We start from the raw sequence: 13,643 nt of genomic DNA, 5'->3' as shown, positions 1-13,643 counted from the left end.
TATGTTTTTATTTTACCTGTTACGAGACGGGGAGGAAAACAATATTTCTTACAGCGCAAAGAAATGACGGACATAGCGGTCGTCGTCACGATGGTAAAACTCATTTTTGGTTTGATCATACATATATTTTTGCTGCCACGTGTCTGCGTAACGGACGATATGGCGGATGGCGCGGATGATGTCATATACTTCTTCGTTGGTCATAATCGGATGAAGCGAAATACGCACCCATCCTGGTTTGACAAACAAATTCCCTTGTTCTACTTGCTTCATCAATGTTTCTGATTGTTCTTTATCAATGCCAAGCAAATAATGGCCGTACGGTCCGGCACACGAACAGCCGCCGCGCACTTGAATGCCAAAGCGGTCGTTTAACATTTTGACAACAAGATTATAATGCATTCCTTCAATGATAAACGAGACAATGCCAAGACGGTCTTCCTGATGTCCTTCTAACACACGGACGCGTGGAATTTGTTTTAAATGCGATAGCAACAGGGACGTTAATTCCTTTTCCCTCTCCTGTATACGCTCGACTCCCATTTTCTCTTTTAAGTGAATGGCAAGCGCCGCTTTGATCGTTTGCAAAAACGGCGGCGTTCCCCCGTCTTCCCTCGTCTCAATGTCTTCAATGTATTTATAGTTTCCCCATGGATCGGTCCAAAGAACCGTCCCTCCCCCTGGATGATCAGGGACGCGGTTTTGATACAGTCGTGCATCGAAAATAAGCACCCCTGCGCTTCCTGGTCCTCCTAGAAATTTATGCGGTGAAAAATAAATAGCGTCTAGTTTTTCAAGCGGGTCAGCGGGATGCATATTGATCGCGACATATGGAGCGGAAGCGGCAAAATCGATGAAGCAAATACCGCCGTGTTCATGCATCATTTTGGCTAGGAGATGATATGGGGTTTGGATGCCCGTCACATTGGAACAGGCGGTAAAAGCGCCGATCTTTAACGGGCGGTGGGCATACGTCTGCAGCAGTTCACGTAAATGGTCAACGTCTACATCCCCATTTGTGGTTGGACGAATCGTGAATACTTCCCCGATCGTTTCCGCCCACGATAGCAGATTTGAATGATGCTCCATATGCGTTACAAAAATCACGGGGCGTTCGTCATCAGACATGGAAAGGCGCGCTTTCCACTGCTCAGGCACCCGCAACCCCAAAAGCCGTTGCAATTTATTGACGGCGCTCGTCATGCCCGGCCCTTCCATGAGAATCACGTCATGTTTTCCCGCATTCACGTGGCGTTTAATTAGTTCTTTTGCATAGTGGTATGCTAACGTCATCTTTGTGCCCGTAATATTGGACTCCGTATGCGTGTTTGCTACCAATGGCCCGAGCTCTTTGATGATTTTTTCTTCAATCGGGCGATACAAGCGGCCGCTCGCCGTCCAATCGGCATAGATCAGCCGCTGCTGGCCAAATGGTGTAGAAAATGTAAAATCGGTGCCGATTGTTTCTTCGCGAAACGGCTGAAAATACGTCTCTAGCTCCCCGCGGCAGGTAAACGTCGTTTCTCCGATTGTCGCTCTAATTTCCATCAGCCTCCCCCTTTCGCTAGTATATTCATATAGTATGTCGCCACCGCCATTTGGTCCTTTACTTTGCGCTTACCTCTGATTGAAGTGATGTCTTCTCGCTCGGTTAAAATAAAAAAATCCGCCTGGTCGGGCGGATTTCCTACACTTTTTTCGTTACCTCATTTGGCTCGGGATTAAGATAACGCTCCAATTTTTTTCTTAAATCGTCCGGGACCGGTTCGCTTTTTTGCGTTTGAAAATTAAAGTAGACAATCGTTGATTCGCCGAGCGCGATTAACGTTCCCGTTTTCTCCTCCAAAATGCGATGGACGAGCTGAAAGCTTTTATTGCCGATTCTCGCTACATTGGTTTCAATTTTTAAGCGCTGGCCGAAAAACGCCTGGTTGACAAAATCGCATTTCGCCGAAGCGACAATAAAACGCCAGTCTTTTATATCGCTTCCATACCCTAATTCTTCAAACATGCGAATGCGCGCTTCCTCCAGATAAATAAAATAGCTGGTGTTGCTGACGTGGCCAAGCGCGTCCGTTTCACAAAAACGAATGTTTACTGTCATGGAATGTGTTGCCATGTTCCTCTCCCTTTCTATTTAACTAACTGATCAGTATGTTGTTTTTATCATAGCTGGATTTTTTTGTTTATTCAAGCTTTTTTTGTTTTCATTGATGATTTAGCACATAGTTTTATTTTTTTAGATTGTAATACAAGATCATGAATTTATTCCCATCATTAATAAAAAAGAAAAACACCGGCCGAAAGCGGACCGATGTTGTTATTTCAGCAAAAACGGGAACAAAAGATAGGCAATCACCGACAATATCCCGCACAATAAGGAAATGCGCAATTTGTATTTGGCATAGCTCATTAAATCCATCTCCATAATCGACGCCGTTGTAATCGTTGTGTCTCCTAACGGGGAAGCAAAGGCGCCAAACGTTCCGCTTGCAAACACCGCCCCGATCGTCATGGCGAGCGGCGCCCCTGTCGCTTCAGCAAGCGTGACACCAAGCGGCATAAAAATTCCCCATGTACCCCAAGAGGAGCCGATAAAATAGGAAATAAACGAGCCGATCATAAAGACCGCAGCGGGCACAATTTCTTTCGGCAGCCACGTTCCAAATGTGGAAGAGACATAGTTGGAAAAACCCAACTCATCAGCAACCAATGATACCGCCCAAACGAGAAGAAGCATCCCGATCGGCGCCATTAGCTGGTTGCCGCCGTCAAAAAAATGATAAATCAGCTCTGGAAGCGATTGTTTGCGCATGAGGTAAAAGATGGTGGAAAAAATGATCGTCACCATTAACGCAACTAACATCACGAATGTCGCATCCGCCAAAGAAAATGCATCGGCAACCGTTTTCGCTCCCTTTCTCGTTCCATCGTACCAAAAGAAAAAGAAAGTGAGCACGAGCACAAGAAAAAGCGGGAAAAACAAATGAAGCGGCTCTCCTGACACGAGTTTCAGCTCTTTGCGCAGTCCTAGACCGTGAAGCTCGTTTGTCTTTTCCATTTCTTTTTTTTCTTCCTTACTTCCAATTTTCACGTTCATAAACGTGGTAAACAGACCAACACCTAGCGCAATAATGGCAAAAAAGTTGTATGGCAGGCTTTGTAAAAACAACTCGTATGCGGGCTTATCGATTCCATTTTGTTTCAACGCCCCCGCTACCACCGATGTCATAAATCCGACAAACGCGGTCGCCGCAGGAAGAAGGACGATAATCGGTTCGGTCGACACATCAATGATATAGGCCATTCTTCTTCTGTCGATGCGGAACTTCCCGAGCACCGATTTCATCACCGGTCCTAGCAGCATAATGCGAAACATCGGCGTGAAAAAAGTAAACGGGACGGTAAACCAAATAAACAGCAGCATTCTCCGCTTGGAATGAAGCTTTTCCGCCATCCATTCAACAAATCCTTTAATTCCGCCAGTGATTTGAATCATCCCGATTAGCGAGCCAAATAAATATAAAAACGCCACCACTTTCATATGCTCTACATCGCTCATTGTTTTTAGCAAGGCCAATACGGCATGCTCCACCCCTGGAAGTACACTTTTTTCCAGGCAAAACGCGCCGACGAGTAAACCGATGACAAGTCCAGGTAGAATTTCCTTCAGCCAAATCGCCAGTGGAATGATCATGAAAAACGGCAATAATGACAGCCATGTCCCTTTCATTTTATTCACCCTTTCGTCGTTACAAGGATAGCCATAATGATGAAAAATTATGATGATAAGATTATGATTATTTAGAACATAGTTTTATAAATTAAAGAGACAAAAAAAGAGAGCATTTGTCCCTCGTAAGACAAATGCCCGTTTACTTCCGTCGCGCAAAATCGACAAAGCGGAATTTATCAAGTCGGTGCCGCGACTCGGTATATTGAAACAATGTCGCGTCATTTAAATAAACGAAGTTTTTGACAACGACAACATGATCATAGCCGTTTAAATCTAAATATTTCCGATCTTCCTCACTTACTCGATCCACAAACATTTCTTTTTTCGCGAAACTAATGTTTAATTTCAGCTTTTTCTCTAAATATTCATAAATGGAATCTTCGCATATTTCTTTCGTCAGCGTCGGAACGTACTTTTTCAGAAAAAAGTCTTTGTCTAAAATAATGCGTTCCCCTTCGATTTCACGCGAACGGACGACTTTCCATATTTCGTCTCTGCCTGCCGCCTGCAGCTGTTGCTTTAAGTACGAATCGGGTTTGATCACTTCCAGCTCATGAACAATCGTTCGCACCGGCTGTTTCATGTTCTGTGCCAGTTCTTTAAAACTGACAAGCCCAGAGACAGGAAAATTGTACTTTCCGACATCTAAAACAATCGAGCCTTTTCCTTTCATTTTTTGAATATAGCCATGCTCGGAAAGCAGATTGAGCGCCTTGCGAATCGTTTCCCGCGATGTATGATAATACCCGACAAGTTCATGTTCGGACGGCAGTTTGTCATATGGCTTCCAATGGCCTTGGCGGATTTTTCCGACAAGATCGTGATAAATCGCTAAATATTTATTTTCATGCATATCGTTCACCGACATGTATTGTATCACGATTTACTTAAGTAATAAACTATCGATTCATACGGACGAAGTTGAATCGTGCGAAACTCGCGTGGTGAATCAACGTAGTTCGAAAGCAATATTTCGCCCGCATAACCGTCGACTTCTACGTCATCCGGCAGGACAAACGTCGTTTCTTTGCCGTAAAAATTGTTGACGACAAGCAATTTTTCGTTTTTACCATTGCGCAAATAAGCAAAAATTTGCGGGTGGTCGGCAAGCAATAGCTGATAGTCTCCTGTCGTAATGATGTCATATTGTTTGCGAAGCTGAATCAGCCGCTGATAATGGTAGAAAATCGACGTCGGGTCCTCGAGCGCTTGTTTGACATTAATTTGCTTATAGTTGTCGGCAACGCGGATCCAAGGGGTGCCGGTTGTAAACCCGGCATGCTCGCTGTCATCCCATTGCATCGGTGTCCGCGAATTGTCGCGCGATTTTCGTTTTAAAATTTCCAGCACTTCTTGTTCGCTTTTTCCTTGTTCTTTTAAAATGCGGTACATATTGAGCGACTCGACATCACGGTAATCGTCAATGCGCTCAAATTTCGGATCGGTCATGCCGATTTCTTCGCCTTGGTAAATATATGGCGTTCCTTGCATCAGATGAATGACAGTCGCGAGCATTTTCGCCGATTCTTTATGATATTTCCCGTCATCGCCGTACCGCGATACAATGCGCGGCTGGTCGTGGTTGCACCAAAAGAGCGCATTCCAGCCCCCGCCTTCGTGCATTTTGACTTGCCATTCCGACAAAATTCGCTTTAAGGCAAGAAAATCGAAATCGGCAACCGCCCATTTTTCCCCGTTCGGATAATCGACTTTTAAATGATGGAAGTTAAACGTCATGTTCAGCTCGCGGCGCTTCGGGTTGGTATATTTAATGCAATGGTCAATCGTAGTGGATGACATTTCGCCGACCGTCATAATATCGTATTTCGAAAATACTTCGCGGTTCATTTCTTGCAAAAACTCATGAATGCGCGGCCCATCCGTGTAAAATTTGCGGCCGTCCCCCGGCGGCACCGAGCCGTCATCATCAGGGAAGCGCTGGTCTTTCGAAAGCAAATTAATGACATCCAACCGGAACCCGTCCACGCCTTTTTGGAACCAAAAATGCATCATGTCGTAAATGCGGCGGCGCAATTCTTCGTTTTCCCAGTTTAAATCCGCCTGCGTCACGTCAAATAAATGCAAATAATACTGTCCGGTTTGTTCATCATATTCCCACGCCGAACCGCCGAACTTCGACTGCCAGTTCGTCGGCGCGCTTCCATCCGGCTTCGGATCGCGCCAAATGTAAAAGTTTCGGTACGGACTGTGTTTCGACGAACGCGCCTGTTTGAACCATTCATGCTCCGTCGATGTATGATTGACGACCATATCCATGATCAGCTTCATGCCGCGTTTGTGCACTTCTTCTAGCAAGCGGTCAAAGTCTTCCATCGTCCCGTATTCATGATGAATTTGAAAATAGTCGCTAATGTCATAGCCATTATCGCGCTGCGGGGACTTGTAGATCGGCGTCAGCCAAATGACATCAACGCCAAGCAACTTTAAATAATCGAGTTTCGCGATGATCCCTTGCAAATCGCCGATTCCGTCACCGTTTGTATCTTTAAAGCTTTTCGGATAAATTTGATACACAACCGCTTTTTTCCACCATGGCTGCTGTTCCATTGCTATGATCACCTCATTTAATAATTATGGATAAAAACGATACCATTGGTGCAAGTGCACCAATGGTATGTCCGATTGATTATTTAGAACATAGTTTCCTTAAAATAGGTATGGTCATTAGCGATTCGCTTTGCGGAGCTTGCCAAATACAAACGTGAGAACAAACGGTACGATGATCGCGATCGCCATGCCGATAAAGAACGGTACCCATTTTTGTGGCACAATCGATAAAAATCCTGGTAAGCCGCCAACCCCAATCGATGAGGCAATAACTTTATTTAACGTAATGAACATTCCGGCAATCGCTGCTCCCGTCATCGCGGAAAGGAAAGGATAACGGAAGCGCAAGTTCACCCCAAACATGGCCGGTTCAGTAATGCCAAGATAAGCGGACACTGCCGATGTAAAGGAAAGACCTTTTAGTTTTTCGTCTTTTGCGACAAACATCATCGCCAATGCCGCCGAGCCTTGGGCGATGTTGGACATGACGAGGATCGGCCAGAGGAACGTACCGCCCGTGCTGGCAATCAGCTGCAAGTCGACCGGCAAGAATGTATGGTGCATTCCCGTTACGACAAGCGGTGCGTATAACGCTCCGTATAAAAAGCCACCGATCGCCGGAACATTATGGAAAATAGTTACAAACAAGTGCGTAATCGCGTTACCGATCGCAAACGTAACCGGTCCAATGGCGATAAACGCCAAAAACCCTGTAATTAACAATGCGAGCGGAGCAACCAGCAGCAACTGGAACGCATCCGGGATGCGCTTGCGCAAAAACTGCTCGATTTTCGCCAGCACGTAAGACGCGACAAGCACCGGCAGCACTTGGCCCTGGTAACCGACTTTTTGCACTTTCAAGCCAAACAAATCCCAAAGCGGAATTTGCCCTTTTGCTTTCGCTGCTCCCCATCCCCATGCGTTTAACAAATCAGGATGGACTAGCATTAAACCGAGAACAATTCCTAAAAGCGGACTGCCGCCGAATTTCGTCACCGCTGACCAGCCGATTAAGCCTGGCAGGAACACAAACGCCGTATTGGCAATCAAGTTGATCATGCTCGCAAGGTCGGCCCATTCTTTATGCACTTCGACAAACGACTTGCCTTCATAGAAAATGCCTGGGCCTGTTAAGACGTTGTTAATCCCCATGAGCAAACCGGCCGTCACGATCGCCGGCAAAATCGGAATAAAAATGTCCGCCAATGTTTTAATGGCACGCTGCAACGGATTTAAATTCGCTTCAGCGGCGTCTTTAATTTCTTGCTTGGTCGCCCTGCTGATTCCCGTTACTTTAACCATTTCGTCATATACTTTATCGACCAACCCTTGACCGATTACAACTTGAAATTGACCGTTTGCGGAAAACGAACCTTTCACAATATCGATGTTTTCTAGTGCTTCTTTATCTACTTTTCCTTCATCTTTCAACGCGAATCGCAGCCGCATCACACAATGGGTAGCGGCGATAATATTTTCTTTTCCGCCAACCGCTTCGACAATTTTTTCAACGGATTGTTGATATGCCCCCATAAGAACAACCTCCCTTTTCTCATCGAACATCACACCGATTAAACCGCTTCCAGCAAACGTTTTCAAAAAAACTTGTATATACAAGCTACCTTTATTTTAACCTGTATATACAAGTTCGTCAACCATTTTTCGACATGGATGTTGTTTTTTCTCTAACTGCCACTTCTTTTGTTATATTTTGTCAATCGGCAGGAAAATAGTCGGACTAGTTGGAAAATAAATATAGAAAAAAATCGAGAGGAAAGGATGGACAAACAAAGATGAAGACATATACACTTCGCGAGGCAGCAAAGAAATTGGGGGTCACCGCGCGCACTCTGAAACAGTGGGAAAAAGAATTTGCCGAATGCGTGACCATCCCCCGTACCCAGCAAGGAGCGCGCATTTATACAGAAGAGCTGCTAACGCAGTTTCGCCATATTCAAGAATGGCTGGCGGACGGATGCCATAAACAAGACATTGTTAGCAAACTGAAACAACAGGCACAGCCGCAAACCGACCTAGAAACGACGATGATAGAAGGGGAAATTATTGACGTTCCTCGTCTGTTGCGCCACGACACCCAATACATAGCGGAACAATTTGCGGAACGAATGAAAGAAAAAATCGTCGGAGAGCTGAAAAAAGAAACGACGGAAGTTTTGCAGCAGGCAATGACGGAAATGAAATCCTATATGAGTGAGATTCAGGAACAATCCGCCGCTACGAAACAAACCGTTTATGATTCATTAGCCGAATATGCGAAAACGTTGCAGCAGGAAACGGAAGAAATTCATGAACATCTCGAAAATGTCGTCACGTTTTTACAGGAGGAAAAAGCAAAGCAGGAACAAGAGCGAAGGCAACTCGAAGAACAAATTATGGAGCGGGAAAAAGCGTTTCGCGAACTCGTTCTCTCTTTTCGCCAGGCAGCGGCTAGCACAAGTACGAAACGCTCCAATAAATGGTGGAAATTTTGGTAAAAAAACAACTCGGCTTCCTGCCGAGTTGTTTTTATTTTCGTTTGCGATAAAGTGCCGCATGCCGCTTGATTTCACGAATAAGCATTTCCTCTTCTTCAGCGGAAACGAACAAGCGCACCCCATAATAATACGTTCGCCCGAACGGCTTCTCCCAAACGATCTTGCCGAAAAAACGAAGAGGAGCATTGTTAATCGAAAAAGCGATCTCCACCGTCGTCTTATCATGCTCATCAGCAATGCGCCGCAAAGTTTCCAGCTTCATTCCGTGCGGGCTAAGATCATGAATATAAGCGCTGTGTTCTTCCTCCTGTTTCCCGTCGATTCCCGCCACGCGCAACGAACCTGCGAGCGGCTGGCCAAACTGATAGCGAAACGGCTCTTGACGCTTAAATCTCATTCCATCTCCCCTTTTCCTAACTTGGATGGCGCCTTCCACATATCAACGACATTTCCGGCTTCATCGCTGTCGATGATAAAGGAGCCGTTGCTGTAACGATCGGAACTGCGCAGCGATGCGGCCGCAATCGTTTCCACCACGCCCGTTTCCGTGCGAATGTGCAGCGTCTCCTCCTCGCCTTCCGTTAACACGGAAGCAACAATACGATGCGGATTTGTTTTTAACTCACGAAGCATAACAACGCCGCGTTTGGCGCGCGAAGTTTTTTCGAATTCGCTAAGCGGCATTTTTTTTACGGCTCCGCGCTGGGTCGCGATGACTAAATACATCTTCTCTTCGTTCGCAATAGGATGCGCGGAAACGACGTAATCTCCTTCTTTTAATTGGATTCCTTTCACGCCGGCGGCACGCACGCCAACCGGATTCACTTCCGCCTCGTCAAACCATAATCCGTAGCCATAGTGCGTGGCGAAAAAGACACTGCCATTTCCATCTGTCATATACACTTGAATGACTTCATCATCGTCCTTGACATTCATCGCCACCAACGGACGCGTATAGCGCTGCACTTTATATTGTGCCAGTTCCGTTCGTTTTACCATCCCCTGTTTTGTGACAAAAAAGAGACTTAACGCTTCGTCAAACTGCTTAACTGGAACCGCGGCAACAATATCATCATCGCGTTCAAGCGGAATGAGATTGGAAATGTGCTGGCCGACGTCCTTCCAGCGGATATCCGGTAGCTCATAAACCGGACAATAGAGATAATTTCCGCGGCGAGTAAACAATAATAATACATCGGTCGTATTCATTTCCAACTGGGCAAGAAGCCGGTCGGATTCTTTCATGCCGAAATCTTGGCCGTTTGATGCGCTGTACGAACGATAACTCGTTCGTTTCACATATCCTTCTTTCGTAACGGTGACAATGACATCTTCTGCTGGAATCATCACTTCCAAGTTGATTTTAATTTCTTCAATTTCCTCTTCAATTTTCGTTCTCCGTTCATCGGCATATTGCTTTTTCATCGCTTTTAGCTCTTTTTTTATGACAGAAAGCAGCTTTTTTTCCTCGCTTAAAATCGTGGTCAGTTCCTGAATCGTCTTTTCTAGTTCTTCGGCTTCCTGTTTTAGCGCGGTAATATCGGTGTTCGTTAAGCGGTATAGCTGCAGCGATACAATCGCTTCCGCTTGCGCTTCGGTAAACTCATACTTGGCGATTAAATTGTCTTTGGCGTCGCGTTTATCGCGGGAAGCGCGGATCGTTGCAATCACTTCATCTAAAATCGATAAAGCCTTCATCAGGCCAGCGACGATGTGCTGGCGCTCGTGCGCTTTTTTCAGCTCATATTGCGAGCGGTTCGTCACCACTTCCTTGCGATGCTCAATGTAGGCATCCAGCAGTTCTGGAAGGCTTAACAGCTTCGGCCGGCGCTGATGAATCGCCACCATATTAAAGTTGTACGGCACTTGCAAATCGGTGTTTTTATACAAATAGTTTAGTATGCCCTCCGCATCGGCGTCTTTTTTCAGCTCGATTACGATGCGCAGCCCGGTGCGGTCCGTTTCGTCACGGACGTCGGCAATGCCGTCGAGCTTTTTGTCAAAGCGAAGCTCATCGATTTTTTTGACGAGGTTCGCTTTATTCACTTCATACGGAAGCTCCGTAATGATAATTTGCTTTTTCCCGCCTTTTCCTTGTTCAATCGACGCTTTGCCACGGATGATGATTTTCCCTTTTCCTGTTTCATACGCTTTTTTAATGCCGTCTTTTCCTTGAATAATGCCGCCGGTTGGAAAGTCGGGACCGTGAAGCACGCTCATCAGCTCATCGACCGTGCAAGAAGGCTTATCAATCCGCATCAATACGGCGTCAATGACTTCCCCTAAAGGATGCGGCGGAATTTCGGTCGCATATCCGGCCGAAATGCCGGTCGAGCCGTTCACCAATAAATTTGGAAACATCGCCGGCAGCACCACCGGTTCTTTCGTCGTATCGTCAAAGTTTGGCACAAATTCAACCGTCTGCTTGTCAATATCGCGCAGCAATTCAGCGGCGATCGTCGAGAGGCGCGCTTCCGTGTAACGCATCGCCGCCGGCGGATCGCCATCAATGCTGCCATTGTTGCCGTGCATTTCTATCAAGACGTTGCGCAGCTTCCAGTCCTGGCTCATCCGCACCATCGCTTCATAGACGGACGAGTCGCCGTGCGGGTGAAAGTTACCAATCACGTTACCGACCGTTTTCGCCGCTTTGCGAAACGGCTTATCTGCCGTGTTTCCGTCGATGTACATCGCATATAAAATGCGGCGCTGCACCGGCTTTAACCCATCACGCACATCGGGAAGCGCCCGTTCTTGAATAATGTATTTGCTGTAGCGGCCGAAACGGTCGCCAAGCACGTCCTCGAGCGGCAAATCGAGCAGTTTTTCTGCCATCATTCATCCCCTCCTGCTAGCATGACATATTCATGATCTAAAATATTTGGATCGTCCTCGAGCCCAAACGCCACATGTGTTTCAATCCATTTGCGGCGCGGCTCGACTTTATCGCCCATCAGCGTGGTGACGCGGCGCTCCGCTCGGGCCGCATCTTCAATGCGCACGCGAATGAGGGTACGCGTCTGTGGGTTCATCGTCGTTTCCCACAATTGATCGGCGTTCATTTCGCCAAGCCCTTTATAGCGCTGCACCGTGTAGCCTTTGCCGAATTTCTTCGTAATTTCTCTTAACTGCGCATCGGTCCATGCGTACTCAACGATTTCTTTTTTGCCGCTGCCTTTGCTTACTTTATAGAGCGGCGGAAGAGCGATATACACCTTTCCTGCCTCAATGAGCGGCCGCATATAGCGGTAGAAAAACGTCAGCAGCAGCACTTGAATATGGGCGCCGTCCGTGTCCGCGTCCGTCATGATAATGATTTTGTCATAGTTAATGTCCTCAAGCGAAAAATCCGGTCCGACTCCCCCGCCGATCGCGTGGATAATCGTGCTGATTTCTTCATTTTTTAAAATATCAGCGAGCTTCGCTTTTTCGGTGTTAATCACCTTTCCTCGCAGCGGCAACACCGCTTGGAAGCGACGGTCGCGGCCTTGCTTCGCCGAGCCGCCAGCCGAATCCCCCTCCACTAAATACAATTCGTTTTTTTGCGGATTGCGCGATTGCGCCGGCGTTAATTTTCCGCTTAACACCGTCTCTTTCCCTTTTCGCTTTTTCCCGTTTCGCGCTTCCTCGCGCGCTTTGCGGGCCGCTTCGCGCGCCTGGTATGCCCGGATCGCCTTTTTAATCAGCATCGTGCTAATGTCCGGGTTTTCCTGCAAGAAGTACGTTAAATGCTCGGATACGATCGCATCGACGGCGGAGCGGGCTTCGCTCGTCCCTAGTTTTCCTTTTGTCTGCCCTTCAAACTGTAACAGGTGCTCCGGGATTCTCACCGAAACGATTGCCGACAGCCCTTCACGAATGTCGGTGCCTTCTAGGTTTTTGTCTTTTTCTTTTAACAGCCCCGTCTTGCGCGCATATTCGTTAAAGACGCGCGTCATCGCCGTCTTGGCACCCGCTTCATGCGTGCCGCCGTCCTTCGTGCGCACGTTGTTGACAAACGACAGCACGTTTTCCGAATAGCCGTCGTTAAACTGAAAGGCAAATTCGACTTCAATACCGTTTTGTTCCCCAGAAAAATAAACGACTGGATGAAGCACATCTTTATCTTCGTTTAAATAGGCGACAAACGCTTCAATCCCATTTTCATAATGGAATACATCGCGCATCCCGGTCCGTTCATCCACAAGCTCGATTTTTAGCCCTTTTAGCAAAAACGCCGATTCGCGCAGACGCTCGCTTAACGTCTCATAGTTAAACGTCGTCGTGCTGAAAATCGTCGGATCTGGCTTAAATTGAATGATCGTCCCTGTTTTGTTCGTCGTTCCGATTTTTTCAAGCGTCGTCACCGGCTTTCCGCCATTCTCAAAACGCTGCCGGTAAATAAAGCCGTCGCGGTGAATCGTCACCACAAGCCATTCCGACAAGGCGTTGACGACCGATGCGCCGACCCCGTGCAAGCCGCCGCTCGTTTTATAGCCGCCTTGTCCAAACTTGCCGCCGGCGTGAAGCACCGTTAAAATCACTTCCGGCGTTGGCTTGCCGAGCTTATGCATCCCCGTCGGCATGCCACGTCCTTCATCAAGCACGGTAATGCTGTTATCTTTATGTATTTGGACAAGAATATAGTTTCCGTACCCTGCCAACGCTTCGTCGACCGAGTTGTCGACAATTTCATAGACGAGATGATGCAGGCCGCGGCTGTCGGTGCTGCCGATATACATCCCCGGCCGCTTGCGCACCGCCTCCAGCCCTTCTAGCACTTGAATCGCATCATCGTTGTATTCATATAGCGATTGTTTTGTCACAAGCATACCCCTTTCAACCAAAACAAGAACATCTGTTTC

At 47.0% G+C, this 13,643-nt stretch carries 10 protein-coding genes; 1 reads left to right on the top strand and 9 read right to left on the bottom strand.

What is annotated here, in order from left to right:
* Positions 1–48: 48 nt before the first annotated feature.
* The 6 genes from BDD39_RS05925 to treP all read right to left on the bottom strand — a co-directional run bounded on the left by BDD39_RS05925 (position 49) and on the right by treP (position 7,837).
* On the bottom strand, positions 49–1,548 hold the full coding sequence (locus BDD39_RS05925; protein WP_166908998.1) for an aminotransferase class V-fold PLP-dependent enzyme: 1,500 nt from the start codon (positions 1,546–1,548) through the stop codon (positions 49–51).
* A gap of 139 nt (positions 1,549–1,687) precedes the next feature.
* A complete protein-coding gene (locus tag BDD39_RS05920; RefSeq protein ID WP_166908996.1) occupies positions 1,688–2,119 on the bottom strand; it encodes an acyl-CoA thioesterase in 432 nt (143 codons plus the stop codon).
* A 201-nt stretch (positions 2,120–2,320) separates the two neighbouring features.
* Positions 2,321–3,733 (bottom strand): Na+/H+ antiporter NhaC family protein, encoded by a 1,413-nt coding sequence (locus BDD39_RS05915; protein WP_166908994.1) that lies wholly within the window; start codon positions 3,731–3,733, stop codon positions 2,321–2,323.
* Positions 3,734–3,875: 142 nt separating this feature from the next.
* Positions 3,876–4,589: a trehalose operon repressor gene (gene treR, locus BDD39_RS05910; protein ID WP_166912288.1), complete on the bottom strand. Its 714-nt coding sequence runs from the start codon at positions 4,587–4,589 to the stop codon at positions 3,876–3,878.
* 23 nt (positions 4,590–4,612) lie between these two features.
* Complete coding sequence (gene treC, locus BDD39_RS05905; protein ID WP_166908992.1) at positions 4,613–6,304, bottom strand: alpha,alpha-phosphotrehalase; 1,692 nt, start codon at positions 6,302–6,304, stop codon at positions 4,613–4,615.
* A gap of 117 nt (positions 6,305–6,421) precedes the next feature.
* Positions 6,422–7,837, bottom strand: coding sequence for a PTS system trehalose-specific EIIBC component (treP, locus tag BDD39_RS05900; RefSeq protein ID WP_166908990.1), 1,416 nt, complete (start codon positions 7,835–7,837; stop codon positions 6,422–6,424).
* 260 nt (positions 7,838–8,097) lie between these two features.
* On the opposite strand from treP, the gene BDD39_RS05895 reads away from it, so the two are divergent.
* Positions 8,098–8,799, top strand: a complete 702-nt coding sequence (locus tag BDD39_RS05895) for a MerR family transcriptional regulator (protein ID WP_166908989.1) — start codon at positions 8,098–8,100, stop codon at positions 8,797–8,799.
* A 31-nt stretch (positions 8,800–8,830) separates the two neighbouring features.
* Here the strand turns inward: BDD39_RS05895 and BDD39_RS05890 are convergent, their stop codons facing one another.
* The 3 genes from BDD39_RS05890 to parE are packed head-to-tail and all read right to left on the bottom strand — an operon-like array spanning position 8,831 to position 13,604.
* Positions 8,831–9,196, bottom strand: coding sequence for a PilZ domain-containing protein (locus tag BDD39_RS05890; protein WP_166908986.1), 366 nt, complete (start codon positions 9,194–9,196; stop codon positions 8,831–8,833).
* On the bottom strand, positions 9,193–11,634 hold the full coding sequence (gene parC, locus BDD39_RS05885) for a DNA topoisomerase IV subunit A (protein WP_166908984.1): 2,442 nt from the start codon (positions 11,632–11,634) through the stop codon (positions 9,193–9,195). The genes BDD39_RS05890 and parC overlap by 4 nt, the downstream gene beginning before the upstream one ends.
* Entirely contained in the window at positions 11,634–13,604 is a 1,971-nt protein-coding gene (gene parE, locus BDD39_RS05880) for a DNA topoisomerase IV subunit B (RefSeq protein ID WP_166908982.1), read from the bottom strand. The genes parC and parE overlap by 1 nt, the downstream gene beginning before the upstream one ends.
* Positions 13,605–13,643 lie beyond the last annotated feature (39 nt).

The organism is Saccharococcus thermophilus, from assembly GCF_011761475.1.
GTDB lineage: Bacteria > Bacillota > Bacilli > Bacillales > Anoxybacillaceae > Saccharococcus > Saccharococcus thermophilus.
Note: the sequence above shows the minus strand (reverse complement) of the source record. Positions and strands in the feature narration are given on the sequence as shown.

Excerpts from the sequence above, each read along its gene's own strand:
- BDD39_RS05920 (WP_166908996.1), bottom strand. The coding sequence starts at position 2,119 with ATGGCAACACATTCCATGACAGTAAACATTCGTTTTTGTGAAACGGAC.
- treR (WP_166912288.1), bottom strand. The coding sequence starts at position 4,589 with ATGCATGAAAATAAATATTTAGCGATTTATCACGATCTTGTCGGAAAA.
- treC (WP_166908992.1), bottom strand. The coding sequence starts at position 6,304 with ATGGAACAGCAGCCATGGTGGAAAAAAGCGGTTGTGTATCAAATTTAT.
- parC (WP_166908984.1), bottom strand. The coding sequence starts at position 11,634 with ATGGCAGAAAAACTGCTCGATTTGCCGCTCGAGGACGTGCTTGGCGAC.
- BDD39_RS05915 (WP_166908994.1), bottom strand. The coding sequence starts at position 3,733 with ATGAAAGGGACATGGCTGTCATTATTGCCGTTTTTCATGATCATTCCA.
- BDD39_RS05890 (WP_166908986.1), bottom strand. The coding sequence starts at position 9,196 with ATGAGATTTAAGCGTCAAGAGCCGTTTCGCTATCAGTTTGGCCAGCCG.
- treP (WP_166908990.1), bottom strand. The coding sequence starts at position 7,837 with ATGGGGGCATATCAACAATCCGTTGAAAAAATTGTCGAAGCGGTTGGC.
- BDD39_RS05925 (WP_166908998.1), bottom strand. The coding sequence starts at position 1,548 with ATGGAAATTAGAGCGACAATCGGAGAAACGACGTTTACCTGCCGCGGG.
- BDD39_RS05895 (WP_166908989.1), top strand. The coding sequence starts at position 8,098 with ATGAAGACATATACACTTCGCGAGGCAGCAAAGAAATTGGGGGTCACC.